General features: G+C 70.5%; 30 protein-coding genes. 16 read left to right on the forward strand and 14 right to left on the reverse strand.

Annotation, left to right across the window (positions count from 1 at the left end):
• Both FB047_RS03635 and coaA read right to left on the reverse strand, forming a co-directional pair.
• On the reverse strand, positions 1-1,833 hold a 1,833-nt coding region (locus tag FB047_RS03635; protein ID WP_167494133.1), incomplete at its 3' end, for a choice-of-anchor G family protein.
• 352 nt (positions 1,834-2,185) lie between these two features.
• Positions 2,186-3,139: a type I pantothenate kinase gene (gene coaA / locus FB047_RS03640; RefSeq protein ID WP_136585880.1), complete on the reverse strand. Its 954-nt coding sequence runs from the start codon at positions 3,137-3,139 to the stop codon at positions 2,186-2,188.
• Between the two features lie 170 nt (positions 3,140-3,309).
• Between coaA and FB047_RS03645 the strand changes: the two genes are divergently transcribed.
• A complete protein-coding gene (locus FB047_RS03645) occupies positions 3,310-4,239 on the forward strand; it encodes a Ppx/GppA phosphatase family protein (protein WP_136585881.1) in 930 nt (309 codons plus the stop codon).
• 100 nt (positions 4,240-4,339) lie between these two features.
• On the opposite strand, the gene glmM is transcribed toward FB047_RS03645, so the two are convergent.
• The 5 genes from glmM to FB047_RS03670 all read right to left on the reverse strand — a co-directional run bounded on the left by glmM (position 4,340) and on the right by FB047_RS03670 (position 8,701).
• A complete protein-coding gene (gene glmM / locus FB047_RS03650) occupies positions 4,340-5,695 on the reverse strand; it encodes a phosphoglucosamine mutase (protein WP_136585882.1) in 1,356 nt (451 codons plus the stop codon).
• Between the two features lie 14 nt (positions 5,696-5,709).
• A complete protein-coding gene (gene rpsI, locus FB047_RS03655; protein ID WP_058597862.1) occupies positions 5,710-6,180 on the reverse strand; it encodes a 30S ribosomal protein S9 in 471 nt (156 codons plus the stop codon).
• Between the two features lie 24 nt (positions 6,181-6,204).
• Positions 6,205-6,651, reverse strand: a complete 447-nt coding sequence (gene rplM, locus FB047_RS03660) for a 50S ribosomal protein L13 (protein ID WP_058624377.1) — start codon at positions 6,649-6,651, stop codon at positions 6,205-6,207.
• Between the two features lie 186 nt (positions 6,652-6,837).
• On the reverse strand, positions 6,838-7,599 hold the full coding sequence (locus tag FB047_RS03665) for a CPBP family intramembrane glutamic endopeptidase (protein WP_136585883.1): 762 nt from the start codon (positions 7,597-7,599) through the stop codon (positions 6,838-6,840).
• A 265-nt stretch (positions 7,600-7,864) separates the two neighbouring features.
• Positions 7,865-8,701: an alpha/beta fold hydrolase gene (locus FB047_RS03670; protein WP_136585884.1), complete on the reverse strand. Its 837-nt coding sequence runs from the start codon at positions 8,699-8,701 to the stop codon at positions 7,865-7,867.
• A 156-nt stretch (positions 8,702-8,857) separates the two neighbouring features.
• On the opposite strand from FB047_RS03670, the gene FB047_RS03675 reads away from it, so the two are divergent.
• The gene (locus FB047_RS03675) at positions 8,858-9,343 is read left to right on the forward strand and encodes a hypothetical protein (RefSeq protein WP_136585885.1); all 486 of its coding nucleotides are present in this window, start codon (positions 8,858-8,860) and stop codon (positions 9,341-9,343) included.
• Positions 9,344-9,509: 166 nt separating this feature from the next.
• Positions 9,510-10,817 carry a hemolysin family protein gene (locus FB047_RS03680; RefSeq protein WP_136585886.1) on the forward strand — a complete coding sequence of 436 codons (1,308 nt, stop codon included), beginning with the start codon at positions 9,510-9,512 and terminating at the stop codon, positions 10,815-10,817.
• 77 nt (positions 10,818-10,894) lie between these two features.
• Here the strand turns inward: FB047_RS03680 and FB047_RS16815 are convergent, their stop codons facing one another.
• Positions 10,895-11,032: a hypothetical protein gene (locus FB047_RS16815; RefSeq protein ID WP_167494134.1), complete on the reverse strand. Its 138-nt coding sequence runs from the start codon at positions 11,030-11,032 to the stop codon at positions 10,895-10,897.
• 112 nt (positions 11,033-11,144) lie between these two features.
• Here FB047_RS16815 and FB047_RS03685 point away from each other — a divergent pair, with 112 nt between their 5' ends.
• Both FB047_RS03685 and FB047_RS03690 read left to right on the forward strand, forming a co-directional pair.
• The gene (locus FB047_RS03685; protein ID WP_136585887.1) at positions 11,145-11,624 is read left to right on the forward strand and encodes a MarR family winged helix-turn-helix transcriptional regulator; all 480 of its coding nucleotides are present in this window, start codon (positions 11,145-11,147) and stop codon (positions 11,622-11,624) included.
• Between the two features lie 38 nt (positions 11,625-11,662).
• Complete coding sequence (locus FB047_RS03690; RefSeq protein WP_136585888.1) at positions 11,663-12,082, forward strand: organic hydroperoxide resistance protein; 420 nt, start codon at positions 11,663-11,665, stop codon at positions 12,080-12,082.
• 76 nt (positions 12,083-12,158) lie between these two features.
• On the opposite strand, the gene FB047_RS03695 is transcribed toward FB047_RS03690, so the two are convergent.
• The gene (locus FB047_RS03695; protein WP_136585889.1) at positions 12,159-13,253 is read right to left on the reverse strand and encodes a PIG-L family deacetylase; all 1,095 of its coding nucleotides are present in this window, start codon (positions 13,251-13,253) and stop codon (positions 12,159-12,161) included.
• 253 nt (positions 13,254-13,506) lie between these two features.
• Here FB047_RS03695 and FB047_RS03700 point away from each other — a divergent pair, with 253 nt between their 5' ends.
• The 3 genes from FB047_RS03700 to FB047_RS03710 all read left to right on the forward strand — a co-directional run bounded on the left by FB047_RS03700 (position 13,507) and on the right by FB047_RS03710 (position 14,614).
• Positions 13,507-13,788 carry a hypothetical protein gene (locus tag FB047_RS03700; protein WP_136585890.1) on the forward strand — a complete coding sequence of 94 codons (282 nt, stop codon included), beginning with the start codon at positions 13,507-13,509 and terminating at the stop codon, positions 13,786-13,788.
• A 70-nt stretch (positions 13,789-13,858) separates the two neighbouring features.
• Positions 13,859-14,383 (forward strand): YbhB/YbcL family Raf kinase inhibitor-like protein, encoded by a 525-nt coding sequence (locus tag FB047_RS03705; protein WP_136585891.1) that lies wholly within the window; start codon positions 13,859-13,861, stop codon positions 14,381-14,383.
• A gap of 9 nt (positions 14,384-14,392) precedes the next feature.
• Positions 14,393-14,614, forward strand: coding sequence for a three-helix bundle dimerization domain-containing protein (locus tag FB047_RS03710; RefSeq protein ID WP_136585892.1), 222 nt, complete (start codon positions 14,393-14,395; stop codon positions 14,612-14,614).
• On the opposite strand, the gene FB047_RS03715 is transcribed toward FB047_RS03710, so the two are convergent.
• Positions 14,615-15,718: a PIG-L family deacetylase gene (locus tag FB047_RS03715; RefSeq protein ID WP_136585893.1), complete on the reverse strand. Its 1,104-nt coding sequence runs from the start codon at positions 15,716-15,718 to the stop codon at positions 14,615-14,617.
• 325 nt (positions 15,719-16,043) lie between these two features.
• Here FB047_RS03715 and FB047_RS03720 point away from each other — a divergent pair, with 325 nt between their 5' ends.
• The 6 genes from FB047_RS03720 to FB047_RS16820 all read left to right on the forward strand — a co-directional run bounded on the left by FB047_RS03720 (position 16,044) and on the right by FB047_RS16820 (position 22,411).
• Entirely contained in the window at positions 16,044-17,582 is a 1,539-nt protein-coding gene (locus tag FB047_RS03720) for a sugar transferase (protein ID WP_276606265.1), read from the forward strand.
• A gap of 76 nt (positions 17,583-17,658) precedes the next feature.
• Positions 17,659-18,984 (forward strand): UDP-glucose dehydrogenase family protein, encoded by a 1,326-nt coding sequence (locus FB047_RS03725; protein ID WP_136585894.1) that lies wholly within the window; start codon positions 17,659-17,661, stop codon positions 18,982-18,984.
• 237 nt (positions 18,985-19,221) lie between these two features.
• Positions 19,222-19,446 (forward strand): hypothetical protein, encoded by a 225-nt coding sequence (locus tag FB047_RS03730; protein WP_136585895.1) that lies wholly within the window; start codon positions 19,222-19,224, stop codon positions 19,444-19,446.
• A gap of 41 nt (positions 19,447-19,487) precedes the next feature.
• Positions 19,488-19,889: an MFS transporter permease gene (locus FB047_RS03735; RefSeq protein ID WP_136585896.1), complete on the forward strand. Its 402-nt coding sequence runs from the start codon at positions 19,488-19,490 to the stop codon at positions 19,887-19,889.
• Positions 19,890-20,150: 261 nt separating this feature from the next.
• Positions 20,151-22,157 (forward strand): ABC1 kinase family protein, encoded by a 2,007-nt coding sequence (locus FB047_RS03740; protein WP_136585897.1) that lies wholly within the window; start codon positions 20,151-20,153, stop codon positions 22,155-22,157.
• A gap of 92 nt (positions 22,158-22,249) precedes the next feature.
• Complete coding sequence (locus FB047_RS16820; protein ID WP_167494135.1) at positions 22,250-22,411, forward strand: hypothetical protein; 162 nt, start codon at positions 22,250-22,252, stop codon at positions 22,409-22,411.
• 70 nt (positions 22,412-22,481) lie between these two features.
• Here the strand turns inward: FB047_RS16820 and FB047_RS03745 are convergent, their stop codons facing one another.
• Positions 22,482-22,973, reverse strand: coding sequence for a Sec-independent protein translocase subunit TatA/TatB (locus FB047_RS03745; RefSeq protein WP_136585898.1), 492 nt, complete (start codon positions 22,971-22,973; stop codon positions 22,482-22,484).
• A 1-nt stretch (position 22,974) separates the two neighbouring features.
• Positions 22,975-23,640 (reverse strand): arsenate reductase/protein-tyrosine-phosphatase family protein, encoded by a 666-nt coding sequence (locus FB047_RS03750; RefSeq protein ID WP_136585899.1) that lies wholly within the window; start codon positions 23,638-23,640, stop codon positions 22,975-22,977.
• Between the two features lie 213 nt (positions 23,641-23,853).
• Here FB047_RS03750 and FB047_RS03755 point away from each other — a divergent pair, with 213 nt between their 5' ends.
• Both FB047_RS03755 and tatC read left to right on the forward strand, forming a co-directional pair.
• Positions 23,854-24,093 (forward strand): twin-arginine translocase TatA/TatE family subunit, encoded by a 240-nt coding sequence (locus FB047_RS03755; RefSeq protein ID WP_136586427.1) that lies wholly within the window; start codon positions 23,854-23,856, stop codon positions 24,091-24,093.
• Positions 24,094-24,155: 62 nt separating this feature from the next.
• A complete protein-coding gene (gene tatC, locus FB047_RS03760; protein WP_136585900.1) occupies positions 24,156-24,887 on the forward strand; it encodes a twin-arginine translocase subunit TatC in 732 nt (243 codons plus the stop codon).
• Here the strand turns inward: tatC and FB047_RS03765 are convergent.
• Positions 24,876-25,223: a hypothetical protein gene (locus tag FB047_RS03765; protein ID WP_136585901.1), complete on the reverse strand. Its 348-nt coding sequence runs from the start codon at positions 25,221-25,223 to the stop codon at positions 24,876-24,878. The two genes, tatC and FB047_RS03765, sit on opposite strands and share 12 nt — an antisense overlap.
• Positions 25,224-25,314: 91 nt before the next feature.
• On the reverse strand, positions 25,315-25,590 hold the full coding sequence (locus FB047_RS03770) for a helix-turn-helix transcriptional regulator (protein WP_136585902.1): 276 nt from the start codon (positions 25,588-25,590) through the stop codon (positions 25,315-25,317).
• Between the last annotated feature and the right edge of the window lie 194 nt (positions 25,591-25,784).

Raw genomic sequence — 25,784 nt, forward strand, 5'->3', positions numbered from 1 at the left:
GTCCGCACCGTCCGCATCGATGTCCAGGATATCGGCGTCGAGAACGTCGACATCGGCGGCGTCGGCATCGGCCACGTCCGCGGCGACCCCGAAGGTGCGGGTCTGCGTGGAACCGTCGACATCCTGCGTCGCGGTCGCCGAGTACGTCCCGACCGCGACATCCGTGAACGTGACGGTCCACGTGCCGTCTTCGAGGACCGTCGTCGTCTGCGACACGGGGAGCCCGGCTCCACCGGTCACCACGACCGTGACGACAGCGTCGGGCTCACCGGTTCCCCCCACGGGGACGGATGCCGTCGGCAGTACGCCCGTGGCCGGCAGAATCGCTCCTTCGGCCGGGGTGGTGATGGCGACCGGCACGATCGGCGCGGCGTCGACCTCGTTGGGGCCGACGCTCGCGGTCGCGAGGGCGATCGTCGTCGCGATCGATCCGGGGAGGATGGTGACGAGCGCCGCCGTGATCGAGAACACCTCCGCGTCGGCGGCCGTGCGGTTGTTCACGGTCACCGTCGCGACCGCCGGGATCACGTCGTCCAGCGCCGGCACGAGGATCTCGTTGACCGGGCCGAGCAGGGCTTCCAACGCGGGGGCGATGCCACCGACCACGCCATCGATCGGTACGGCGAGCAGGTCCGCGATCGCCTGCAGACCGATCGGCAGGCTGATCGGTCCCAGGGTGAGTCCCACCGGATCACCGGCGAGCAGGCCCCCGAGGGTCGTGTCGATGCTGAGGAGCGTCGTCGTCCCCAACAGCGTCTGCGTGACCTGGCCCTTCACGGATGCGTCTCCCACGGCGGTGACGACGCGCTCGACGACGTCGTCGACGAGACCGCTGACGAGGGCGACCACCGAGTCTTCGACGGATTGCAGGGCCGTTCCGCCGATGATGTTCGTCCCGGCGGGCAGATTGTTGAGGTCCTGGATCTGGTCCAGGTCGACGGTGATGGTTCCCGTCGAGAGGTCGATGACGACCCCCGGGTAGTCGGGGGAGGTCAACTGTCCGGTGAGGAGCTCGTCGACCGCCGCAGAGAGGTCGAGCCCCGCGCCCACGGTGAGATCCACGCCGACCCCGGGCAGGGGCAGAACTCCGGAGAGGGCGACCTCGAGCGCGGTATCGAGGCCGACGACGTCGCCCTCGATGGCATCGACGGCGTTCGACAATTCCGCGCTCACAGCAGCGAGGGTCTCACTGCCGATCACGAGCTGTCCGCCGGCGATCGTGTACTCGCCGGTCGCCGCATCCGGCGCCGCCTTCGCGGCGCGCGCGCTCACGGCGTCGAGTTGGAGGTCGAGGGTGGCGATCTCTTCGACGAGGTCCGCCGCGAGAGAACCGGCCAACGTGTCGACCGCTGCGTCGAGGCTCACCGAGAGAGGCCCGGGCGCCACGCCGTCGGCGGGCGGAACGCCGTTGCCGATGACGCCGCCCTCGCCGATCGCGCCGGCCGCGCCGACGGATGACGCATCGGGCGCGGCAGACGCGTACTGGCCGAGCACACCGGCCGAGCCGAGGTCCACCGGGATCTGCACCCCGCCGGGGGCGGTGACGTTCACCACGCCGAGAGCGGTGAGGTCGAGGGTGTTCGCGTCGGTGACGGTCGACCCCGTGCCGGTGCTCGAGGCCAAGGCGCCGTCGAGGTCGGCGATCGCCCCCAGCGGGATGGCGTCGAGGATGGTTCCGCTCAGAAACGTGCCGCTCGCGCGGGAGACGTCGCCGGGGGCCGCCTGCGCGGCGCTGATCCCCCCGAACAGGCTCAGCGAGACAGCGCCGAGGGCTGCCGCGGTCTTGACGGCCGTGCGACCCCCGCGCGTCGTCGTCCAGGCTCCGCCCGCCATCGTCCGCCCGGGCGACGTCCCCGGATTACCTCTGATCCCATGCATCGTGCAGCACTCCCCTGTGTCTTCCCGCGCCCTCGTCGGCGCTGGTCGCAGCCGTCCGCGCAGCAGACGACCGTCCGGCCACGCTAGGTGCCCTGTGAGTAGTCTGTGAACGCGCGAAGCTACTGGTTCGGGTGCGGGGTTCGCGGGGCTACGTATACGCAGGTAGCGCGCGGCGGGTGCTCCCCCGGGCCGCCCACACGCGCGTGTTCGCGCGGATCGTCACCCTCTCGGGGACTGCGTAGTACGGGGACGCGGGCGGCATCCTGCACCCCCATTCCAGGCCTCCGGCGCGCGGGGAAATCCGTCCTCAGAGCTTGCGCAGCAGCACCGAGTCGACGGTGTGGTCGGCGCCCTTCTGCAGCACGAGCTTGGCGCGGTGCCGCGTGGGCAGCACGTTCTCCTCCAGGTTGGGGAGGTTGATCTCGCGCCAGTACCCCAGGGCGCGCTCCACCGCCTCCTCGTCGCTGATGTCGGCGAACACGCGGAAGAAGGAGGTCGGGTTGGTGAAGGCGTTGTCGCGCAACGCCAGGAAGCGGTCGACGTACCAGCGCTCGATGTGGGCCGCGTCGGCATCCACGTAGATCGAGAAGTCGAACAGATCGCTCACGGCGACCTCGTTCGGCGACGGCGGCGGCTGCAGGACGTTCAGTCCCTCCACGATGACCACGTCGGGACGGTGCACGGTGACGTGCGCATCGGGCATGATGTCGTACCGCACGTGCGAATAGAACGGTGCGCGCGCCTCTTCTGCTCCCGACTTGACCTCGCTGAGGAACTCCACGAGCGCCCGACGGTCGTACGACTCGGGGAACCCCTTGCGGTCCATGAGCCCCCGGCGCTCGAGCTCGGCGTTCGGGTAGAGGAAGCCGTCGGTGGTGACCAGTTCGACGCGCGGGGTGTCGGGCCAGCGGCTCATGAGCTCGCGCAGCAGTCGGGCGATGGTCGATTTGCCCACGGCGACCGAACCGGCCACCCCGATGACGAAGGGGGTCGTGGCATCCGGTTCGCCGAGGAACTCGCTCGTGTCGGCCCCGAGGCGGCGCGTCGCGCGGGCGTAGAGGCTCAGCAGGCGGCTGAGCGGCAGGTAGACCTCCGCGACCTCTCGCGGGTCGAGACGGTCGCCGATGCCCCGCAACTGCACGATCTCATTCTCGGTCAGCGGCTGCTCGAGACCGCCGGCCATGCGGGCCCAATCGTCGCGGTCGATCTGACGGTAGGGGCTCAGCGACGGTGCGGGAGCGGCTGTCTCGGCGGCGGACACTCGCTCATGCTACCCGCGCGGTCACTTCGTCCCCGGCCGGCCGGGTCGCGCCTCGCCGCCCCGGGCGAGGCTTCGGGACGATCGGCGGGGTAGATGCGGCCGTGCGGGGCTGGGGCGCCGTGCCGCGTGGGAGTTCTCCCGCCGATCGAACGCCCCGCTACGCTCGGACCGTGCGCCTGGGAGTTCTCGACATCGGCTCGAACACCGTCCACCTCCTGGTGGCCAACGCCCGCGCGGGCGGTCGCCCCACCGCGACGAGCTCGCACCGCTCGGTGCTGCGCCTCATGCGCTACCTGCAGGCCGACGGTTCGATCTCCGCCGAGGGGATCAACGGACTGGTGGATGCCGTGACCGCCGCCCGCGATCGGGCCCGCGCCGAGGGGGTCGACGAACTCCTCGCCACCGCGACCTCCGCCGTGCGAGAAGCGACGAACGGCGAGGAGGTCATCGCGCTCATCGAGGAGGCGCTCGGCCAGCCCCTGCAGGTCCTCGGGGGCGAAACCGAGGCGCGCTTCACGTACCTCGCCGTGCGGCGCTGGTTCGGGTGGTCGGCGGGCCAGATCCTGCTGTTCGACATCGGCGGCGGCTCGCTCGAGATCGCCGGCGGCGCCGACGAACTCCCCGATCTCGCGGAGTCCGTCCCTCTGGGTGCGGGGCGCTCGACCGTGCAGTTCCTTCCGCACGACCCGCCCGGCGACGACGAGATCGACGCGCTGCGCGAGCACGCGGCATCCGTCCTCGCCCCCGTTGCCGAGCGTTTCGCCGCGCTCCCCCGACCCGACCACGTCATCGGATCGTCGAAGGCGATCCGCTCGCTGGCCAAGCTCGCCGGCTATCCCGTGCCGGGGTGGTCGGGCATCGACCGCATGGTCCTGCCCCGCAAGGAGCTCAAGGACTGGATCCCCCGTCTGGCCCGCATCCCCGCCGACGCGCGCGAAGCGCTCCCGGGGATCACCGCCGACCGCACCTTCCAGATCGTCGCGGCGGCGATCGTCGTCGAACGGGCCATGAAGGCGATGGACGTCGAGGAGCTCGAAGTCTCGCCGTGGGCACTGCGCGAGGGCGTCCTGCTGCGCTACATCGAGTCGCTCGAGTACTGACGACCGCGGGAGGACGCGAGCCGGTTCTGCCGGCGACCCGGAATCGACGAAAGCCCAGGAGCCCCGCGGCGGGGGCCCTGGGCTTTCGCACGGATCGACGTCAGAGCGCCAGGCGCTCCCGCACGACCTCGGAGAGCCGGTCCGCGTGGGCCCGGGCGACGTCCTCCGACGCCGCCTCGACCATCACGCGCACGAGCGGCTCGGTGCCCGACGCGCGCAGCAGCACGCGACCGGAATCACCCAGCTCGGCGGTCGACGCGGCGACGGCTGCCTGCACGCCCTCGTCACTCACGCCGTCGCGGTCGACACCGCGCACGTTCACGAGCACCTGGGGGTACACGGTCATGATCGACGCGAGCTCCGCGAGCGTCTTGCCCTGGCGCGCCATCTCGGCCACGAGGTGCAGACCGGTCAGCAGCCCGTCGCCGGTCGTGGCGAACTCGCTCATGATGACGTGTCCGGACTGCTCGCCGCCGAGGGAGTAGCCCCCCTCGTTCATCGCTTCGAGCACGTAGCGGTCGCCCACCCCGGTCTGCAGAACACGGATGCCGTGCTCCTGCATCGCCCGGTGAAGTCCGAGGTTGCTCATCACCGTCGCCACGAGCGTGTCGTCGGCGAGCGCACCGCGCTCCTTCATCGCGACCGCGAGGATCGCCATGATCTGGTCGCCGTCGACGACATTGCCCTGCGCGTCCACCGCGAGGCAGCGATCGGCGTCGCCGTCGTGCGCGATGCCCACGTCGGCCCCAAGGCGGACGACCGCCTCCGCGAGCACGTCGAGGTGGGTGGAGCCCACGCCGTCGTTGATGTTGAGACCGTCGGGGTCGGCCCCGATGACCGTGACCTGCGCACCGGCGTCCTTGAACGTCTCGGGCGAAACCCCGGCCGCCGCGCCGTGGGCGCAGTCGAGCACGACGTGGATGCCGTCGAGCCGATGCGGCAGCGAGCCGAGCAGGTGCAGCACGTATCGGTCTTCGGCGTCGGCGAAGCGACGGATGCGGCCGACACCGGCCCCGGTGGGCTGCAGACGCTCCCCCTCGAGGGCGTGCTCGATGCGCTGCTCGACGATGTCGGGGAGCTTGGTCCCGCCGCGGGCGAAGATCTTGATGCCGTTGTCGGGAGCGGGATTGTGGGACGCCGAGACCATCACACCGAAGTCGGCGTCGTGATCGGCGATGAGGAAGGCCGTGGCGGGGGTGGGGATCACTCCCGCGTCGAGCACGTCGACCCCCGACGAGGCCAGCCCTGCGGCGACCGCGGCGGCGAGGAACTCCCCCGACACGCGCGGGTCGCGCGCGACGACGGCCGTGAGTCGGCGACCCTCGGCCTTGCGCGCCTCCGCAGAACGGCCCTGGCCCAGGACGACAGCAGTCGCCTGGGCCAGGTGCAGCGCGAGTTCGGCGGTGAGGAGGCCGTTGGCCAGCCCCCGCACCCCGTCCGTGCCGAAAAGAGGCATACGGAGGTTCGAACTCAGCGCTTGGAGTACTGAGGCGCCTTGCGGGCCTTCTTGAGACCGGCCTTCTTGCGCTCCTTGACGCGAGCGTCGCGCGAGAGGAAGCCGGCCTTCTTCAGGGTCGGGCGGTTGTTCTCGGCGTCGATCTCGTTGAGCGCACGGGCGATGCCGAGGCGCAGCGCGCCGGCCTGACCCGAGGGGCCGCCACCGGAGATGCGCGCGATCACGTCGTACGAGCCCGCGAGCTCGAGCACCGTGAACGGGTCGTTGATCAGCTGCTGGTGCAGCTTGTTCGGGAAGTAGTCCTCGATCGTGCGGCCGTTGACCGTGATCGTGCCCGAGCCGGGAACCAGGCGCACGCGGGCGATGGCCTGCTTGCGGCGGCCGACGGCTGCGCCGGGAACCGAGAGCACGGGGCGCTCGGCGGCGACGACGGACTGCTCGGCCGGCGTCTCGGTGCTGTAGTTGCTGGAGTCGATGTTCGACACTGTTTCGTCCTTATCCGGCGGCGCTTACTGGGCGACCTGGTCGAAGGTGTATGCCGTGGGCTGCTGGGCACCGTGGGGGTGCTCGGCGCCGCGGTAGACCTTGAGCTTCTTGAGCTGCGCCGCGCCGAGGCTGTTCTTGGGCAGCATGCCGCGGATGGCCTTCTCGACCGCGCGGACGGGGTTCTTCTCGAGGAGTTCGTCGTAGGTGACGGACTTGAGGCCGCCCGGGAAGCCCGAGTGGCGGTACGCCTTCTTCTGCGAGAGCTTCTGACCCGTGAGCGCCACCTTTTCGGCGTTGATCACGATGACGAAGTCGCCGGAGTCGATGTGGTTGGCGAAGGTGGCCTTGTGCTTGCCGCGGAGGAGGACCGCCGCGTGCGAGGCGAGGCGGCCGAGAACGACGTCGGTGGCGTCGATAACGACCCACTCGCGCGTGACCTCAGCGGCCTTGGGGGTGAAAGTGCGCGTCACAGTAGTGCTGCTTTCTTGATCGAACGGAGGAGTTCGTGAATCCCGCTCCGGTGGTCCGTTCACCGTCCGTCAGACGAGGGAACAGGGCCGGTGGAGGGCTCACGTTCGGGTGACCCGCTCGCAGAGAGGCAGGCACCAAAGATCAAGACTACGTCATCCGGATGCCATCGCCAAACGGCGACGGTCTCACGCGAGGAGCGTCCCGACGGCGAGCAGCAGATAACCCGAGGCGTTGAAGACGACGTGCACCGCGACCGCCGGCCAGATCCTCCCCGTTCCGAGAACGAACGCCCCGGTGACGACGCCCACGGCGGCGAGCGCGATCGGATCGAGATCGGCCGCGCTGCCGGAGACCAGGTGCGCGACGAGGAAGAGGGCCGTCGCGACCGCGACGGCGGCGATCCCCGCGGCGACGCGACCGCTGGAGCGGCGCACGAGGACGTAGACGCAGATCAGCACCACCCCGCGGAAGAACAACTCCTCCAGCGTCGCGGCGACGAGCGTGTCGGCGAGGGCGTCGACGACGAAGGACTCCGGGAGGGCCCCGCCGACCGAGAACATCGAGGGCCAGGGAGCCGGACCGTCGGGGATTCCCGCGACGGCCCCCTGCAACAGGCGCAGGGTGAGGCCGAAGACGACGCCGTAGAGCGCGTCGACGAGACGCACCCTCAGGAGCCCGCGCGGCCTCGACCGCGAGAGGGCCAGGGCGACGGCGCCCCCCATCGCGACCCAGACGACGGCCCGCGCACCGCCCTCCGCCGTCTCGGGCGGAAGGAGAGCGGATGCCGCCCGCCCGGCCAGCAGGCCCGCGCCGAGCGCGCAGACGGCCCAGGCCAGCATCTCGAGGTCCCAGCGGCGGGTCGTCGACTCGCCCGTCCGCCAGGGACGCGGGGCGCGCTGCCGTCGGCGCCGCCCGGATCGGGTCGGCGCGTCGGGGGCATCGGTCATGGCCGCCACCGTAGAGCGGTGCTCCGGCCTTTCGAGGGTCGCCCCGGAGGCGGAGATGCCCGCCGCGCCGCGCTTCACCCGTCCCGTCGCCCGTGCGGCTCGGATCGGTCATCTCAGGGCCGGCGACCTGTCGCCCGCACGCCGATGCCCCGTCGTCATCGGACGACGGGGCATCGGAGGATCGGCGCATCCCCCGCGGGTGCGGGCGAGAGTGGGGTGCACCGATTGGTCCCGAGCTCCGGAACGACCGGAGCCCCGGGGAGGGTCAGCGCTTCAGGAAGTCGACGAGGACGCGGTTGAACTCCTCGGCGTGGCTCACGTTGACACCGTGGGGTGCACCGGCGACCACGTGCAGCTCGCTGCCGGCGATCGCCTCGTGCGTGCGCTTGCCGGATCCTTCGAACGGCACCGTCGCGTCGCTGTCGCCGTGGATGACGAGGGTGGGCACGGTGACGTGGGGCAGATCGCCGCGGAAGTCGGTGGTCGCGAACGCCTCCATCGACTTCAGCGCGGCGTGGTGGTCGGCCTGGTTCGCCAGGCGTTCCGCCTCGGCCTGCTCCTCGGGCGAGACCGTGAGCGTGCCGTCGACAGAGAAGAAGTCGGTCGTGAACTGGTGGTAGAAGGACTTCTCGTCGTCCTTCAGACCGCTCTTCATGCCGTCGGCGGTCTCGTCGTCGAGGGGGCCCTCGGGATTGTCCTCGGTCTTCGCGAGGTACGGCGGGACGGCCGCGGCGAAGACGACGCTGTGCACGCGGTCGGCGCCGTGACGCGTGAGGTAGCGCGCGACCTCTCCCCCGCCCATCGAGAAGCCGACGAGGGTGACGTCGCGCAGGTCGAGCGCCTCGAGGACCGCCTGCAGGTCGTCGGCGAAGGTGTCGTAGTCGTACCCGGTGCGCGGCTTGTCGCTGCGACCGAAGCCACGGCGGTCGTAAGTGACGACCCGGTGACCGGCCGCCTCGAGGGCCGGAACCTGGTGCGCCCACGATTCGCCCGACAGGGGCCATCCGTGGATCAGCACCACGGGTCGGCCCGAGCCGCCGGTGTCGTCGACGTGCAGGTCGATGTCGGTCAGGAGTCCATGGTGTGCGGTGATCTCGCTCATGCAGGCGATCGTTCGCGCCCTGCCTGAACGCGACCCCGGCATTGACGATGTGCTCGCAGCTTGGTAAAGCCCGCCATCAGGACGGGCCGCGACGCACAGCAGCCGCGGCGACGCAAGCTCTGCGGGGAGCGGATGGTGCGTCGTTAGCCTCACGGCATGGCCTCGATCCGCCCCCTGAGCGTCGCCCTCCTCGTCGCCGCGCCCCTCGCCCTCGGGGCGTGCGCGCCCTCCGCCCCCGGCGGAGGCGATCTGACCGCCACGGACCGCGACGCCGTGCGGGCCGTCACCACCGCCGAAGCCGATGCGGGAGGGCGGGCGTTCCAGCTCGACACCGACGACGGCCGGTGGCAGATCCACGTCGCCGTCGGCGATCAGGAGATCGAGGTCGTCGTCAGCGCCGACGGGTCCCAGGCGCAGTCCTCCGACGACGCCGAGGGTCTCGACACCGATGACGCCGCCGCCCTCCAGGCCACCACGACGACGCTTGCGGATGCCGTCCGGATCGCCGCCTCCCGGGCCTCCGGTGATGCGCGCATCGAGGAAGCGAGCCTGGAGAGCGAGGACGGGACCCCGATCTGGAAGATCGACCTGGTCGGCGGCACCACGGTCCGCGTGTCCGGGACCGACGGCAGCGTGCGCTGACGCAGCAGAAGCGCACGGGCTGCGCAAGCCCCGTGCTCCCCGGCATCCGGACCCTCGGCGCTCACTACACTCGGCGCATGCGCCACGCTCTCGACGCCGACGCCCACAGTCCGCGTGCCCGGGTCAGCCCGGGTGCGGGCCCGGAGCAGGTGGGGGCGGAGCGACGATGAACGACCTCGCCCTCAACATCGTGCTCGTCGTGGTCTTCGTGCTGATCGGGGGCGTCTTCGCCGCCACCGAGATGGCCCTGGTCACGCTCCGGGAGAGCCAGGTCAACGCCCTCGCCGCTCGGGGCCGTCGCGGGCAGAAGGTCGCCGATCTCGCTCGCAACCCCAACACGTTCCTGTCCGCCGTCCAGATCGGCGTCACCGTGGCGGGGTTCGCGTCCGCGGCCTACGGCGCATCGTCGATCGCTCCGTCGGTGACGCCCCTGTTCGTGGCGTGGGGACTCGACGAGCCGATCGCGGCGACCGTGTCGACCATCGCCCTGACCCTGGTGATCGCCTACCTGTCGCTCGTCCTCGGCGAGCTCGTCCCCAAGCGGCTCGCGATCCAGCGGAACGCCGCGTTCGCGTACGGGGTCGCTCCCGTGCTCAACGGCTTCGCGACCCTCATGCGGCCCGTCATCTGGCTGCTGTCGATCTCCACCAACGTGCTGGTGCGCCTGCTGGGCGGCGACCCCGACAAGACCGGTGAAGAACTCACCGAGGAGGAGCTGCGCGACATCGTCTCCAGCCACGAGGGGCTGCCCGCCGACGAGCGCCGCATCCTCGACGACGTCCTCTCGCTGCGCGACCGCCACGTCAGCGAGGTCATGCGCCCGCGGCCGGAGGTCGTGACCCTGGATGCCGCCGGCTCCATCGCCGAGGCCGTGCAGCGCGTGCGCGACCTGCCGTACTCGCGCTACCCGGTCGCCGAGCGCACGGTCGACGACGTCATCGGGTTCGTCCACGTGCGCGACCTCTACGAGGACACCTCGCGCCCGCTCACGGCCGTCGTGCGCGAGATCCGCTACATCCCGTCGACGGCGCGCGTGCTGCCCACCCTCACGGCCATGCGCGCGGAAGGAAGTCACATCGCCGTCGTGGTCGACGAGTACGGCGGCACCGACGGCATCGTGACGCTCGAAGACCTCGTCGAAGAGGTGGTCGGCGAGATCTTCGACGAGTACGACGACGCGGCCGAGCAGCCCCTGGCCGAGGGCGAGCACGGCTCCGTGGAGGGCCGCTTGAACCTGCAGGACTTCGAGGAGGCGACCGGCGTGACCCTGCCCCGGGGCGCCTCCGACACCGTCGCCGGTTTCGTCGTGGAGCGGCTCGGCCGCCTCGCGCGGGTCGGCGACACCGTGGAGGTCGACGGTGCGACGCTGCAGGTCAGCGCCGTGGAGCGACGACGGGTCGCGGAGTTGCTGGTGACCCGGCATCCGGTCGACGACGACGAAGACGCACCGCGGGATCGCTTACCGCGGGACTGACGCGCGTTCCGGCGCGGGCCGTGCGTCGGGTGGGCGCGCGCGTGCTGCGCCGGAGCGGTGCTCCCGGCGCGGCGGACTCAGGCGAGGTCGCCTCCGAGCGGGGCGGCGGAGTCACCCAGCTCGAAGTGATGCCCGTTGATGGCGAGCAGGTCGCGGTCGCCGTCGGGGAGGAAACCCGACGGCGCCGTGAAGCTCGCGTCGCTACGGCGGATCATGCGCCCATCGTCACCCGTCAGGGATCCCGACGGCAGGGGTTGACACGGCAGCCGGAAGGACGGCGGACCTACTTGGTTGTGCACAATTGAATTGTGTGCAATGGTTGTCCGCATGCCCGCCGTCGACTCGCTCGTGTGCTTCGCGCTCTACGCCGCCAATCGCACGACCACGCAGGCGTACCGCGTGCTCCTCGAGCCCTGGGGCCTCACCTACCCGCAATACATCGCGATGGTGACGCTCTGGAACGACGGCGAGCAGACCGTCAAGAGCCTCGGCGATGCGCTGCAGCTCGACTCGGGAACCCTCTCCCCGATGCTGGCTCGCATGGAGGCGTCGGGGTATCTCACCCGCACCCGCCGGGCCGACGACGAACGCGTGGTTTCGGTCGCCCTCACCGAACGCGGAGCGGAGCTGAGAGAGGAGCTCTCCCACGTCCCCCGGTGCATCGCCGCGGGGGCGGGCCTCACCGACGCCGACAGTGCGCGCGAGCTCATCGACGCCCTGCACCAGCTCACCGAGGCGATGAAAGACCTGCGCGACCACCCCGACGCGATCCTCGGGGCCGCGGGCGCCCCTCGACCCCGGACCTGATCCGACTCCCCCTTCCTCGTCCACAGAAAGGAACCCCCATGGACGTTCTCTACACCGCAGAAGCCGTCTCCACCGGCCACGGCCGCACCGGTCACGTGACCGCCGGCGACTACATCGACCTCGAGGTCGCCCCGCCGAAGGAGATGGGCGGATCGGGGGCGGGCACCAACCCCGAGCAGCTGTTCGCCGCAGGTTACGCGGCCTGCTTCCACGGCGCGCTGCACGCCGTCGCGCGCGGCCGCAAGATCACGCTCGAGGACTCCTCCGTGGGCGGCCGCGTGCAGATCGGCCCGAACGGGCAGGGCGGGTACCAGCTCGCCGTGCTGCTCGAAGTGGTCCTCCCCGGCGTCGAGCACGAGCTCGCGCAGGAGCTCGCCGACCAGGCGCACCAGGTGTGCCCCTACTCGAACGCCACGCGCGGCAACATCGAGGTCACGGTCACCGTCTCCGAGGACTGACACCGCTCGCGCCCCGTCCTGGGTCCGCCTCCGGCAGAGCGAACGCCGCCCGCTTCCCGCGGGCGGCGTTCGTGTCTCACGACAGCTGCAGTTCGTCCTCGGTCTTGCCGTACGAGCGACGGAGCCACTGACCGAAACCGGGCTGGGCGAGGCACGCCGCCGCGTCCCCGCACGTGACGACCGGGTCCTTCGCGGCGTAGACCTGGTACACGCCGACCTTCGCGTCCAGCGGGGCGCCGATCACGTTCACCGGCTGCCGCTTGGACGGGTAGCCGATGTAGTAGGTCACCGCCGCGGCATCCACCCCCACCGTCGGCGCGACGGCGCGCACGAGCGAACCGACACACGAGTGATCGGGGTGGTCACCGCGGGCGAACGCGCTCTCGTGCGGGATGTTCGTGGTGATGCGGTCGGGTCGACCGGCGTGGATCAGCTCCGCGATCGTGTCCGAGAGCCGACTGGCGTCCAGGGTGGGGCCGTCGTCGATCGGCGCCAGCGCGGGCACGATGCCGTTGATGAGCTGTGTGAGCCCGGCATCCCCGGTGCTGGGGAACCCCTTCGCACTGAGGTTCCCGTCCGGCAGGCGGAGCGTCGTGATCGACAGCCGAGGATCGTCGGATGGGACGAAGCGCGTCACGCGCGCTCCGCTGAGCAGCGTGATCTGCCGTGTGTCCCACGGCGCCGTGCTGCCGCGCATCTCGTCGTAGGCGGCGCGGATCCCGGCCTCGCGCTGCTCCGCGTAGCCGAGTCCGCGACCCGCATCTCCGGCGGTGACGAAGATCGTGCGCAGCGTGGCACCCGACGAGATCAGCTCGCCGAGATGGGGATTGGCGAAGATGATGTCGTCGTCGGCGTGCGCCCACACCGCGACGGTGGTGTCCGCTCCGGGCTCCTCGAAGGCGGGTGACGCGTCGCGCGGGGCGTCGCGGGGCAGGGGCACGATCGGGCTCAGCTTCACCCACGTCCCGTCCGGACCGTCGGCACGTCGCAGGTCGCGGTAGACGAGGGCGCCGCCGCCGATCGCGGCCAGGCCGCCCACGGCCAGGCCGCCGAGGAGCAGGGCGCGACGCGACACCTTCGGCCGGCGGCTGTCCGCCCCGCCGTTCGCGGCGCCGCCCGACCCGTCGCCCCGCGCGGGTTCGGTGCCCGATGGCTCGTCGATGTCACTCACGGCGACTCCGTCCTGTGCTGCGCCCCCCGGCGACGGATGTGCGGGTTCCCCCTCGCCCTCAGGCGTATGTCGACGGTACCGCGAAGCGCGTCGCTCACCGCACGCGAAACCCCGCGTCGGCGCGACGTCAGGGACTTAGCGAACCGTTCGACCTTTCGATCATCCCGCGGGTGAAGGCCCGGCGTCGGTGAGCCCACCTGGTCCATGGCCGATGCTCAGCCGGCACCTAAGGACGCTCGCGACACTCTCCGTCATGCAGACGTCCTCACCGCCGCGGTCTCTGTCGCCCATCGCCCTCCGGGTGCGCGCCGTCCTCAACGACTGGGACCCGATCGGCGTCCACCTCATCGGTCCGGGGTGGCCCGACGACGAGTACGACGACCTGATACTCCCGATCCTCAAAGCCCTCGAGGTCGAACCGAGCGTGGACGACCTCGCCGCGGATCTGCGCGAGGTGATCGAGGTCGACTACGGCCTGCCCACCCCGGACGGATGCCACGACGCCGCCCGTTCCCTCCTCGCTCTGGCACCCTGAGCGCTAACCTCCCCCGGTCGCGCACGCAAGCCCTGCCGAGTCGTCACCGCCGCGTCCTATCGTGCCGAGCATGGTCGATCTCACCCGCCCCCAGACGCCCGATCCGTACCCGCTGCTTCCCGCCACGGCCTCGTTCGACGTCGTCAGCGACGACGTCACCGACGGGCAGCCCCTGAAGGACGACCAGGTCGCCGAGAAGGGCAACACCTCCCCCCACCTGCGGTGGTCCGGGGCGCCGGAGGGCACGAAGTCGTTCGTCGTGACCTGCTTCGATCCGGACGCTCCGACGCCGAGCGGTTTCTGGCACTGGGTCCTCGTCGACATCCCCGCCGACGTGCACGAGCTCACCACCGGCGCTTCCGCCGGCGACCTGCCCGGCGCCGCGTTCCACGTGCGCAACGACGGCGGCGAGGCCGGCTTCATGGGCGCCGCGCCCCCGCAGGGCGATCAGCCCCACCGCTACTTCTTCGTCGTCCACGCGGTGGGCGAGGAATCCCTCGGCGTCGACCGCGATGCGAGCCCCGCCGTGGTGTCGTTCAACCTGGCGTTCAAGACGACCGGTCGCGCCATCCTGCACGGCACCTACGAGCACTGAGGAGCCGACATGACGCAGCGCCAGGACGGCTTCGACAAGGCCGAGACGATCGCGGGTGTCGAGGGGCGGGTGCAGGACCGCTTCCCCGAGGCTCCGCACAAGGTCGTCCACGACGAGGCCGTCGCCGCGGTCGACAAGTACGCGAATGCGCCCGTGAAGGATTTCGTCGACATCATCGCCGAGCGCGAGGCGCGTGCGGCCGTCGAGGACGCGCTCGCCACGGACGACTGATCACCCCAGCTGCAGCTCGGCCTCGGTCTTCGGGTACGACCGCTGCAGCCACTCGCCGAACTTGCGCGTCTTCAGGCAGCTGCCGCGATCGGCGCAGCGGATGACGCTGTCCTGCTGCGTGTAGATCCGGTACGTGTCCACCTTGGCGTCCAGCACCGCGCCGTCCAGGTTGCGGGGCAGGTTCTCCGAGGGGTATCCCACGAAGTAGCGGATGCCGGGAGCGACCGTCGCATCGGACGACAGGGCGTCCCGCACCAGGGAGCCCACGACCGAGTGGTCGGGGTGATCCCCGGGCGCGAATGCGCTTCCGCGGGGGATGTGCGTGAGGGTGCGCGTCGGCCGCACCGCGTCGGCCAGTTCGCGCAGCGACGCGACGAGGTGGTCGCGGTCGATCGCGGGTCCGCCGTCCACCGGCGCGAGCGAGGCGAGCGAGCCGTCGAAGAGCTTGCTCAGGGTCGCGAAGCCGGTCGCGGCGAAACCGCCGTCCGTGATGTTGCCGTCGGGCAGGCGCACGTAGGTCACCGAGATGCGGTCGTCACCGTCGGGGCTGAGCCGGCGGATGTGCAGGCCGGTGTCGAGGGTGATCTCGTCGGCGTGCCAGAGTCCCTCCCGCCCGCGCATGGCGTTGTAGGCGCGCAGGATGCCGAGCTCCCGCGCCTGCACGTACTCCATGCCCTTGCCCGCGTCGCCCGCCGTGACGAAGACGGTCCGCACGCACTCCCCCGCGGCGATCGCATCCGAGAGGGTCGGGTTGGCGAAGATGATGTCGTCGTCGGGGTGCGCCCAGATGCTGAGCAGCGTCGGAGCCCCCTCGCACACCTGCGCGGCGGGCGAGACGGGGGGACTCGGCGTCGTCGGGGTGGCGGACGGGGTCGGCGTCGATGTGGGTGTCGGGTTCGGCTCCTCCGTCGCGATCGGGGAGGAGGACGGTGACGGCGACGCGACCGCATCGATCGCGGCGGGGTCCCCGACGGGCCGCAGCAGAGCGAAGGCGAAGATCGCCGCCACGGCGACGAAGAGCACCGCGGCGATGGCGATCGCCGCGATGAGACCGGCCGATCCTTCGCGCCGCACGCCGGTGAGGGGCGGCGGGACGCGGCTCATCGTGTTCCTCCGGGCGGCGGGTGGGCATCCGTCCCGCGGCGCGGGCGTGATCTCGCGACGGCCTCGTCGGCCGATCCGCTGCCCGAGTGTAGGCGACGAGGGGCACCGGGGCCACCGCGCGAGCAGGACTCCCCCAGCTTGGACCGTCGACGCGCAGTCGTACGACACGCCCGGGGCTTCACCCGATGGGTGAGTTATCGGATGACGACCAGGGTGTTTCAGCCTCGTGACAAGAGACGCAGGGTGACTTATCGGGTGACATTGGCCTGTTATCGTTCACGGGGTAAGCCGAGATGCTCGCCGGCGGGGGGAGGAGCTGCACACCGTGACGTCTGACCTGCAGGTAAGCGCCGCATCCTCCGATGCGGACGCCCTCGACGAACCGGGCCCGAGAGAAACCGCGGCATCCGCGCCGATGTACCGTCGCGACCCGTGGCGGCGTCGCTATCGGCGCAATCTGGCCATCACCGACCTCTTCTCCCTGATCTGGGTGGTCTACGGGACGCAGCTGCTCTGGTTCGGCCTCGGCAACGTCCAGGTCGCCGCGGGACGCGACAGCCGGATCAGCGACCTGTCGTACTGGGTCTTCTCGGCGATCCTCATCGTCACCTGGATGTGGGCGCTGTCGTTCGTCGACTCGCGCAGCGACCGCGTGATCGGGACCGGCTCGGCGGAGTACGTGCGCATCGCCGATGCGAGCTTCCGCCTCTTCGGCACGGTCGCCATCATCGCCTTCCTCACGCAGATCGACGTGGCTCGCGGGTACCTGCTCATCAGCCTGCCCCTCGGCATCCTGGTCCTCATCTTCACGCGATGGATGTGGCGTCAGTGGCTGATCGCGCAGCGCTCGCGCGGACTCTACTCGGCCAACCTCCTCCTCGTGGGGTCCCTTCCCTCGGTCACGCAGCTGGCCCGCGAATTCGCGCGGACGCCGAGCGCCGGATACCGGGTGGTCGGCGCCTGCGTCCCCAACGGCAAGATCGCCGACGTCATCCCGGGCACCGTCATTCCCGTGATGGGTCACGTGGGAGACGTCACCCGCGCGCTGCAGGTCACGGGAGCCGACACGGTCGCCATCACCAGCGCCGACGACCTGCCGGCCGACAAGGTCAAGCAGATCTCCTGGAGCCTGGAGGCCGGCCGGCAGCACCTCGTGCTGGCGCCGAGCATCATCGACATCGCCGGCCCGCGCCTGCACACGCGCCCGGTGGCCGGCCTTCCCCTCATCCACGTCGAGACGCCGAAGTTCTCGCGCGGCCAGAGCTTCCTCAAGCGCAGTGTCGACCTGGTCGCGGCGTCGGTGGGCGTGATCCTGCTGAGCCCGCTGCTCGTCTTCCTGATGATCGCCGTGCGCCTGTCGAGCGATGGGCCCATCTTCTTCCGTCAGACGCGCATCGGGTTCCGCGGCCGCGAGTTCACGATGATCAAGTTCCGCTCGATGGTGGTCAACGCCGAGGATCTCCTCGAGCAGCTCGCCGCGCAGGAGCGCGACGCGGGCAACGAGGTTCTCTTCAAGATGAAGAACGACCCGCGCGTCACGCCGATCGGACGGATCATGCGCAAGTTCAGCCTCGACGAACTCCCCCAGCTGTTCAACGTGATCGGCGGCTCGATGTCGCTCGTCGGTCCCCGTCCCCCGCTGCCCTCCGAGGTGGCGGTCTACGCCGACCACGTCCACCGCCGCTTCCTCGCCAAGCCGGGTATCACCGGACTCTGGCAGGTCAGCGGGCGGTCCTCGCTGTCGTGGGAGGAATCGGTCCGTCTCGACCTCTCCTACGTCGAGAACTGGACCCTGCTCGGCGACTTCGTCATCCTCGGCAAGACCGCCCGCGCCGCCCTGGCGCCGGGCGAGACGGCCGCGTGAGAATCCTGCGCTCCCTCGCGGGTCCGCGAACCGGTGTCACCGTGTCGCGTCGACGTGAATCTGAAAGGCTCTGATCGTGCGTTTGTCTGTGGTGGGTTGCGGGTACCTGGGAGCCGTGCACGCGGCGGCGATGGCGTCGATCGGGCACGAGGTCGTCGGCATCGACGTCGACGAGCGCAAGATCGCCGCGCTCTCCAAGGGTGAGGCGCCGTTCTTCGAGCCCGGTCTGCAGGAGATCCTCTCGGAGGGCATCGCGTCGGGACGCCTGTCGTTCACCACCGACATGTCGGCGGCGCAGGGCGCCAAGGTGCACTTCATCGGCGTCGGAACGCCGCAGCAGGCGGGCGGGCACGCCGCCGACCTGACCTACGTCGACGCGGCCGTCGACGGGCTCCTCCCCTACCTCAGCGAGGGCGACATCGTCGCGGGCAAGTCCACGGTCCCCGTGGGCACGGCGGCCCGCCTCGCCCCGCGCGTCGCGGACCGCGGCGCCGTCCTCGTCTGGAACCCCGAGTTCCTGCGCGAAGGCTGGGCCGTCCAGGACACCATCGACCCCGACCGACTCGTCGCCGGAGTCCCCTCCGAGGACGGAGCGCCCACCGCCGACGGCGAGCGCACCGCGGACGTCCTCCGCGAGGTGTACCACCCGTCGATCGCGAAGGGCACGCCCTTCATCGTCACCGACTACGCCACGGCCGAGCTCGTCAAGGTCTCCGCGAACGCGTTCCTGGCGACCAAGATCAGCTTCATCAACGCCATCGCCGAGATCGCCGAGGTCACCGGCGCCGACGTGACCACCCTCGCCGACGCCATCGGACACGATGCGCGCATCGGCCGCCGCTTCCTCGGCGCCGGCATCGGCTTCGGCGGCGGATGCCTCCCGAAGGACATCCGCGCCTTCTCCGCGCGCGCAGAGGAGCTGGGCCGCGGGGAGTCGGTCGCCTTCCTCCGCGAGATCGACGCGATCAACCTCCGCCGCCGCGATCGCGCCGTCGAGTTGACGACGGACGCCCTCGGGGGCAGCGTCTTCGAGAAGAAGATCGCGGTTCTGGGAGCGGCCTTCAAGCCGCACAGCGACGATATCCGCGACTCGCCCGCACTCGACGTCGCCGTCCGTCTGCACGGCCTCGGCGCGCACGTCACCCTCACCGATCCGGCGGCCATCGAGAACGCACGTCGCATCCACCCCCAGCTGAACTACGAAGCCGATCTCGATGAGACGCTCCGCGACGCCGACGCCGTCATCGTCGTGACGGAGTGGGACGAGTACCGCCGCGAGCTGTCGCCCGAGCACGCCGCGTCGCTCGCGCGAGGGCGTGTGATCGTCGACGGTCGCAACTGTCTCGACCCCGTCGCGTGGCGCGCCGCCGGGTGGTCGTACTTCGGCATGGGTCGCCCCTGACCCGATACACCCGCGAACGCCCCGGCCCTAGGTCGGGGCGTTCGTCGTATCGGATCAGGAAGTGACGCGGGGCGCGGCGCCTGCGCGACCCCGCTGTCCGACGACCTCGGATCGACCGTTCCCGAGCGCCGATCCGACGAATATCCCCCTCGGCGTGACGAATGGGCGGTCCGACACGTCTCCCTGGTGACGGTTCGGTGCGCTCCGGCTCCGGGCCCCGTGCAGAAGGAGGATGCCATGCGCAACAAGTTCATCCTGATCGGCGTCGTCGCCCTCGTGGCCTACGTCGCGGGGACCCGCGCCACGCGCGTCCAGGTGAAGAAGCGCGAGTCCGTCGGCCACCAGATCGTGCGGCTCTGGGACGACCCCCGGGCCCGGCGTCGACGCAAGAAGACCGCCGAGAAGGCGGCTCGCGCCGCGAAGAAGCGGGCGCGTCGCACCCTGCGCGAACTCCGCTCCTGACTCTCATCACGATCTCCGAGACATCCCGAGGAGGAATCCCCATGTCCCGCTCCCTGTCGAGCGGCACCCTGATCCGCTCTCGCCGCAGTGCCGTCGCTGCGCTCATCTCCGCCGTCGCCATCGTCCTCATCGCCCTGCTGGCGTTTTTGCCCCTCGTGGGCGTGCTCGCCGGCGCGACCGCGAGCACGGCGGGCCTCATCCCTTTCCCCGTGCTCGCCGTCTCCGTGACGACGATCCTGGGGTCCGTCCTGGTGCTCGCCCTGCTCGTCGGCTCCGCCACCCGGCGGCGCACCGCGACGGCCTGGACACTCGCCGCGTCGGCCATCGTCGTCGCACTCGTCGTGACGGTCTTCCCCCTCGTCGCCGTGGTGGTCGGATCCATCGACCGAGCGGGTGATCTGGGAACGGTCATCGGCGCGCTGGCGCAACGGTTCGGGGGATGACGTCGCCCGTGTGGATGACGACCTCGCGCGCGCATGCGCATGCAAGAATGCTCCCCACAGGAGGAACCATGATCACGTCCGTCTTCCGCCCGGTCCCCGGCATCTCTGCCCACGACGACGACGTGATGGCCGGATTCGCGCCACAGTGTCCCTCCTGCAGCATCACGACGCAGCCGCACGGTACTCGGAATCACGCGTGGTGGCGCTGCCCCTCCTGCGCCCTCCCCGTGCTCGGCTGAACGGGCGGCTACGCTGAGCCCCGTGGGGGCGACCATCCTGATCTCGATCTCCGCCGTCGTGTCGGCGGTGCTCGTCGGGTTCGTCGCGCGACGGATCCTGGGCACCGCGGTCGGATGGCCGCGGAGCATCATCGTCGGTCTGCTGGTGTTCTTCCTCGGTGTGCCGTCGGCGCAGTGGACCCTTCGGCAGACCGGTCTGACCGAGGCGACGGCACCCGTCCCCGCGGCGGACGTCTGGCTCTGGATCGGTCTGATCGTCCTCTCCCTCGCGTGGGTGTTCGCCCTCGGGGTCGCGGCGTTGGTCGCGAGCGAGGCGATCTTCCCGACGCGGCCCTTGCCGAACCCGATCGACCTCGTGCGCGCCGCGCTGCGTCAGCGCAAGCGCACCCGCCGGTATCTCGAGATCCTCGCCATCGCCTCACGGCACGGAGTCGGATGGCTCTTCCACGGCGGTCGCTCACGGGTCGAAGAACAGCTCAGCACGACCGAAGAGCGCGCGAACGCGATCGTGGCGACCATCAACGATGCCGGCGTCAGCTTCGTCAAGCTCGGGCAGGTCCTCTCCACACGTCGCGACCTCATCCCCGAGCCCTACCTCACGGCCCTCTCCTCGCTCCAGACGAACGCGACCACCCTCCCATGGGAGACCGTGCGCGCCGTCATCGAAGACGACCTCGGCGTCTCGATCGACGAGATCTACGCCGACGTCGACCCGGTCCCCCTTGCCGCGGCATCCGTGGCGCAGGTGCACCGCGCCCATCTCCACGACGGCACGCCCGTCGTCGTGAAGGTGCAGCGCCCCGCGGCGCGAGCCCAGGTGGAGGCGGATGCCGACATCATCGGCCGTCTCGCCCATCGCGCGGAGATGCGCACCCGCGTGGGCCGCGACCTGCGCATCGAGTCGGTCGCGCGAGGGTTCACGGGCACTCTTCTGGAAGAGCTCGATTACCGCATCGAAGCCCGCAACACGCGGATGATCCGCTCCACCCTGGATCTCATCGACCGGGCCGAGCCCGATCGGCGCGGGGTCGTCACGGCCCCGCGCGTCTTCGCCGCGGCCTCAAATCAGCGCGTGCTCACGATGGAGCTGGTCGGCGGCGCCGCGCTCAGCGACAGCGCCGTGCGGCTCGCGTCGCTCTCCCCCGAGGATCGCGACCGGCTCGCCCAGACCCTGATGTCGACGGTGATCGAGCAGATCCTCGTGTACGGCGTGTTCCACGCCGATCTGCACCCCGGCAACGTCCTGCTCACCGACGACGACACCCTCGGGATGATCGACTTCGGGGCGGTCGGGATCATCGAACGCAGTCGACGGCAGCACCTGACGGCGCTCCTGCTCGCCGCGCTGAGCGAGAACGACGTCGCCGCAGCCGACGCGCTGCTGCTGATCGTCGACCCGCCCGACGACCTCGACCTGGACGCCTTCCGTCACGACGTCGGGATCGTCCTGACGACCGAGCACCTGCGCACGGACGGCCAGGGATCGATCTTCACGCGGATGGTCGACGTGATCCGCCAGCACCGCATCGCCCTCCCCGGCGAGCTGGCGTCGGCGTTCCGCAGCTTCGCCACCCTCGAGGGGTGTCTCCGGGTCCTCGTCGATGACTTCGACATGGTGGGCCGCGCCCTGCCGCTCATGCCGACCCTGCTGCGTCGGACGCTCTCGATGAAGCGCATGGCCACGGACCTGCAGGCCCAGAGCGTGATCAACCTGGCGCGCCTCGAGCGGATGCCGCAGCGGATCGACGCCCTGCTCTCGGGTGTCGAGAAGGGGGCGATCGGGGTCACCCTGCGCAGCGATGACGGCAGCGACGTGAGCGGCATCCTCGGACGCGTGACGGCAGACGTCGCCTCGACGCTCGTGTCGATCGCCGCCGTCGTGATCGCCGTCGTCCTGGTCATCTCGGGTGGTGGCCCGCTTCTGGGCGGTTCCGTCACCCTCTTCGCCGTTCTCGGAGCGGTCATCGGCCTGTTCGGCTTCCTCGGCCTGCTGCGCATCGTGCGGAAGACGTTCTCCCGACCTCGATGACGAGACGGCGCGCCGCACGTGACGTCTCACCGGCGAAGGCGGTACGGTGAGCGCACCACCGACCGGTGGGCGGACTCCGAAGGAGTAGTCCCATGATCGCTCTCATCGTCGCCATCATCGCCGCGTCCATCTGGGTGATCGTCGCTCTCGCAACGGGCATCGGACTGGGCCGGGTCATCGCCCGCGCGGAGTCCGAGGAGGGGACTCGCCTCCCGTCGACGGGCGGGCCCCTGCGACGACCCGCCCGGCTCTGACCCGTCCTCGACCGCACTGAGGCCGGTCAGCGCGGGGGTTCTGCGCCGCGCGGTGGCACGGGGCGCCCGATCACCCGTCCCGGTCCGCCTCGCCCTCGGACGCGGACGAACCCTCGAGCCGGATGCGCGGCGTCGAGCCCGATGCCCCGGGTGGAGCGGGGTCGGGCCTTGCACCGTCGTCGTCCGCGAGCGCCGAATGCGCGGAGCCCGCTGACTCCGGGACGCCGTGCCCGTGCACCTCGTGCGCATCGTCGAGTCGACCGCTCGGTTCACCCGGACCGCCTCTCGACGTCGCCCGTTCGACCGCCGAGGCGGCCGCTGCCGCGTTGAGGTCCTGGAGGATGCGCCGCGGATGCAGCTGCCGCGGATCGTATTCCCGCCAGTCGGGGGCGAACTCGTTGAGCTCGTCGACGACCTGCGCCCGGCCCTGCTGGTAGAGCTCGTGAAGTCGGCCGAGGTGTCGAGGAAGGGCACGCCGGAGTTCCCTCAACCGCTCGGGGCCGAGGATGATGCCGACCAGAACGGCGACCACGATCATCTTGTCGAATCCGAAGTCGAACATGTCAGCCCTTCCGCGTCGAGCGGCGATCCAGCACGGAGAACTCCCGCGACCGCCGGTACTCGCGACGCGTCAGGATCGGCGCCGCGCTCCCTTCCGGATGGACCGGTGGGGCGAGTGTGGCGACCACGCTCAGGATCGTCGAGACGGCCTGCGTCGCCTGGCGCTCGAACGCCAGCCAGGCAGCGTCGGGCCCGCCCACGGGGTCGACGACGTCGTCGTCCTCGTCGTGCGTCCGCCGTACCGTGAGACGAGCTCGCGACACCGCCTGGACGAGACCCGCCCAGCTCGACGCCCTCCCTTGGACCGCTTCAGCCAGACGCGCGAATTCACGCAGGGCGAAGACGGATGAGATGAGGTCGGGCCGCAGATCGAGCACGACCCGCTTGTGCGCGCGCTCAGCGGTGAGGACGGTGTCACCGGTGCGGAGGACTCCCTCATCCAGTCGCCGAGAGCGGTGGGGATCCAGATCGAGGCCGTAGGTACGCCCGAGAGCGACAACCCGAGGGTCAGCGGGGATGGACGGACGCGCCATCGTGCCCGCGCTGTCGAGGATGAGCCGCTGCTCGAGAGAGGAGGGCATGCGCGAGGCGAGCAGGCCTGCCACGAAGGGCGATCGGATCACGTTCGCCGTGCAGACGATCACCAGTCGGTCGCTCCTCGCAGTCATGGTGTCCCCTCGCCGGGCCTCGCGCGGCGGGAGAAGTCGTCGCGCGGGCGTTCCCAGTAAAGCGCGGTGGGTTTCCGCCCCCTGACGAGACCCGGACCACGCGCCAGGGTGAAGTCGGTGCGATGGTCGGGCGATTGTGCCTGGGCGACGCCCGTCTGCGCGGGCGAGCGGCGGAGCATGGGAATCACGACGGCCACTCGAAAGGACTCCGCCATGGGCATCTTCGGCAACGCGTTCTCCGGATGGCACCTCTTGCTGATCCTCGCCGTGGTTCTCCTCCTGTTCGGGGCGGCCAAGCTGCCCGGCCTCGCGAAGAGCGTCGGCGAGTCCGTGCGGATTCTCCGCTCCGAAAGCAGAGCTTCCGAGAACGGCGGCGACGACGCTCCCTCCACCTCGTCTCAGCCGACCGAGCACGCGGAGACCGGTCACCCGGACCCTTCGACGCACGCGTGAGCCGCGACGATCGCAAGCGACGTCGACGGGAGCCGGCCCGACGGGATGGGAGAGGAGGGGCGATGCCCCTCCTCTCCCATCTTTCGGAGCTCCGACGTCGGTTGGTGATCACTGCGTCCGCCATTCTGGTGGGCGGTGTGATCGGGTTCTTCCTGTCGGACGCGGTCATCGCCGCCGTCGCCGATCCTCTCGCTCACGTGCAGGGCCCGTCCGTGACGAGCTTGAACTTCACGCGTCTCGGCGAAGCATTCGACCTCCGATTCAAAATCGCGCTGACGCTGGGCATCGTCCTGGCCGCGCCGGTGTGGATCTGGCAGGTCTGGGCTTTCCTCGTGCCGGGCCTCACCTCGCGGGAACGTCGCATCGGGATCGGCTTCGTGTGCGCGGCCGTGCCTCTCTTCCTCATCGGCGTGGGGTTCGGGTGGACGATCGTTCCCCACGTGGTGAGTCTGTTGGCCGGTTTCGCCCCGGCCGCCTCGACGACCATGCTCACGGCCGGTCAGTACTTCGACTTCCTCCTGAAGCTCATTCTCGGCGTCGGGTTGTCGTTCGTCTCTCCGCTGGCGCTGATCGCTCTCAATGCCGCCGGCGTCCTGAGCGCCCGAGCGATCATCCGCGGATGGAGGATCGCGCTGGTGGTGATCGTCGTGTTCTCCGCGGTGGTGACACCCGCCTCCGACATCATGAGCATGCTGTTTGTCGCGCTGCCTCTGTGCGTGCTGTACGCGGGAGCCGCGGTGTGGACGTACGCCCACGACCGGCGAGTCGCCGGACGCGCGACGTCACTCCCCTGAGTCACCCGTCGCAGAGAACCCGCGCAGATTCCGGTCGGAATCGATGGCTCGTCTCAACGCCCTCGCGGCATCTCGCGAGAGAGCGATGGATGCGTCACCCGGGCGTTCGACGACGAACCACGTCTCCTCATCGGAGGACCTCCGGAGCAGTCCGACCTCCCACTCCTCGAAACGCCCCTCGCCGTCTTCGGCCGCGTTCCGCACGCGCACGGTGACGGCGCACCCCACGCTGCGGTGATCTTCGTCGAGCGCGTGCACGGTGCGTCCGTGTTCGGTGGAGCACCAGTCGTACATGCAGGTGTGGGGGTCGGACGGGAAAGCGTTGGATCGGGTCATGGCGCGCACCTCTCTCAGAGGACCGCCCGAGTGGGCGGACCGGACGTGGGTGGGCACGAAGCAAGTCTGACCCGAACCTCCGACACCGCCGTCAACGACCGGGAGCGAGACCCCCCGGCGGCGGTGGAACGAGGTCGTGAAGCGGGATGTCGAGCACCTCCGCGAGGAAGACCAGGGTGCGAAGCCGCGGGTTCGCCGCCGTGCCCGGGTTCGATTCGCCCTTCTCGAGCTTCCGGTACGTGAAGGTCGCGAGCCCGGCCGCATGGGCGACCTGCTCCTGCGACATCCGCTTCTCCGCGCGAGCGCGGAGAAGACGCACTCCGAGCTCTCGCGCGAATTCGGTCCAGGGGTCGGGCGCTTCGCTCATGGTTCCAGCTTGATCGGCCGCCCACGCTCACATGAACATGTCAACATGCTGTGGTGCTCCTCGGCCCAGCGGAGCCCGCCTCTCGGAGGGTGGTGAGCGAGACGTCCGACAGGGTGAGCGACGGAGCGATCCGGACACACCCTTCGGCGGCGCCCGCCCGCACGGACGGTCTCCCATCGCTCCTGCGGGCTGCC

Origin of the sequence: Microbacterium hydrothermale, from assembly GCF_004854025.1 — a bacterium.
In the GTDB taxonomy this organism is placed as follows: Bacteria; Actinomycetota; Actinomycetes; order Actinomycetales; family Microbacteriaceae; genus Microbacterium; species Microbacterium hydrothermale.

Bases quoted from the DNA above. Each gene is read 5' to 3' on its own strand.
- FB047_RS03700 (WP_136585890.1), top strand. From the start codon at position 13,507: ATGCAGACGTCCTCACCGCCGCGGTCTCTGTCGCCCATCGCCCTCCGG.
- FB047_RS03715 (WP_136585893.1), bottom strand. From the start codon at position 15,718: ATGAGCCGCGTCCCGCCGCCCCTCACCGGCGTGCGGCGCGAAGGATCG.
- FB047_RS03745 (WP_136585898.1), bottom strand. From the start codon at position 22,973: ATGTTCGACTTCGGATTCGACAAGATGATCGTGGTCGCCGTTCTGGTC.
- FB047_RS03710 (WP_136585892.1), top strand. From the start codon at position 14,393: ATGACGCAGCGCCAGGACGGCTTCGACAAGGCCGAGACGATCGCGGGT.
- FB047_RS03670 (WP_136585884.1), bottom strand. From the start codon at position 8,701: ATGAGCGAGATCACCGCACACCATGGACTCCTGACCGACATCGACCTG.
- FB047_RS16815 (WP_167494134.1), bottom strand. From the start codon at position 11,032: ATGATCCGCCGTAGCGACGCGAGCTTCACGGCGCCGTCGGGTTTCCTC.
- FB047_RS03735 (WP_136585896.1), top strand. From the start codon at position 19,488: ATGTCCCGCTCCCTGTCGAGCGGCACCCTGATCCGCTCTCGCCGCAGT.
- FB047_RS03690 (WP_136585888.1), top strand. From the start codon at position 11,663: ATGGACGTTCTCTACACCGCAGAAGCCGTCTCCACCGGCCACGGCCGC.
- FB047_RS03665 (WP_136585883.1), bottom strand. From the start codon at position 7,599: ATGACCGATGCCCCCGACGCGCCGACCCGATCCGGGCGGCGCCGACGG.
- FB047_RS03770 (WP_136585902.1), bottom strand. From the start codon at position 25,590: ATGAGCGAAGCGCCCGACCCCTGGACCGAATTCGCGCGAGAGCTCGGA.
- FB047_RS16820 (WP_167494135.1), top strand. From the start codon at position 22,250: ATGATCGCTCTCATCGTCGCCATCATCGCCGCGTCCATCTGGGTGATC.
- FB047_RS03765 (WP_136585901.1), bottom strand. From the start codon at position 25,223: ATGACCCGATCCAACGCTTTCCCGTCCGACCCCCACACCTGCATGTAC.
- FB047_RS03755 (WP_136586427.1), top strand. From the start codon at position 23,854: ATGGGCATCTTCGGCAACGCGTTCTCCGGATGGCACCTCTTGCTGATC.
- glmM (WP_136585882.1), bottom strand. From the start codon at position 5,695: ATGCCTCTTTTCGGCACGGACGGGGTGCGGGGGCTGGCCAACGGCCTC.
- FB047_RS03750 (WP_136585899.1), bottom strand. From the start codon at position 23,640: ATGACTGCGAGGAGCGACCGACTGGTGATCGTCTGCACGGCGAACGTG.
- FB047_RS03730 (WP_136585895.1), top strand. From the start codon at position 19,222: ATGCGCAACAAGTTCATCCTGATCGGCGTCGTCGCCCTCGTGGCCTAC.
- FB047_RS03705 (WP_136585891.1), top strand. From the start codon at position 13,859: ATGGTCGATCTCACCCGCCCCCAGACGCCCGATCCGTACCCGCTGCTT.
- tatC (WP_136585900.1), top strand. From the start codon at position 24,156: ATGCCCCTCCTCTCCCATCTTTCGGAGCTCCGACGTCGGTTGGTGATC.
- FB047_RS03680 (WP_136585886.1), top strand. From the start codon at position 9,510: ATGAACGACCTCGCCCTCAACATCGTGCTCGTCGTGGTCTTCGTGCTG.
- FB047_RS03675 (WP_136585885.1), top strand. From the start codon at position 8,858: ATGGCCTCGATCCGCCCCCTGAGCGTCGCCCTCCTCGTCGCCGCGCCC.
- FB047_RS03685 (WP_136585887.1), top strand. From the start codon at position 11,145: ATGCCCGCCGTCGACTCGCTCGTGTGCTTCGCGCTCTACGCCGCCAAT.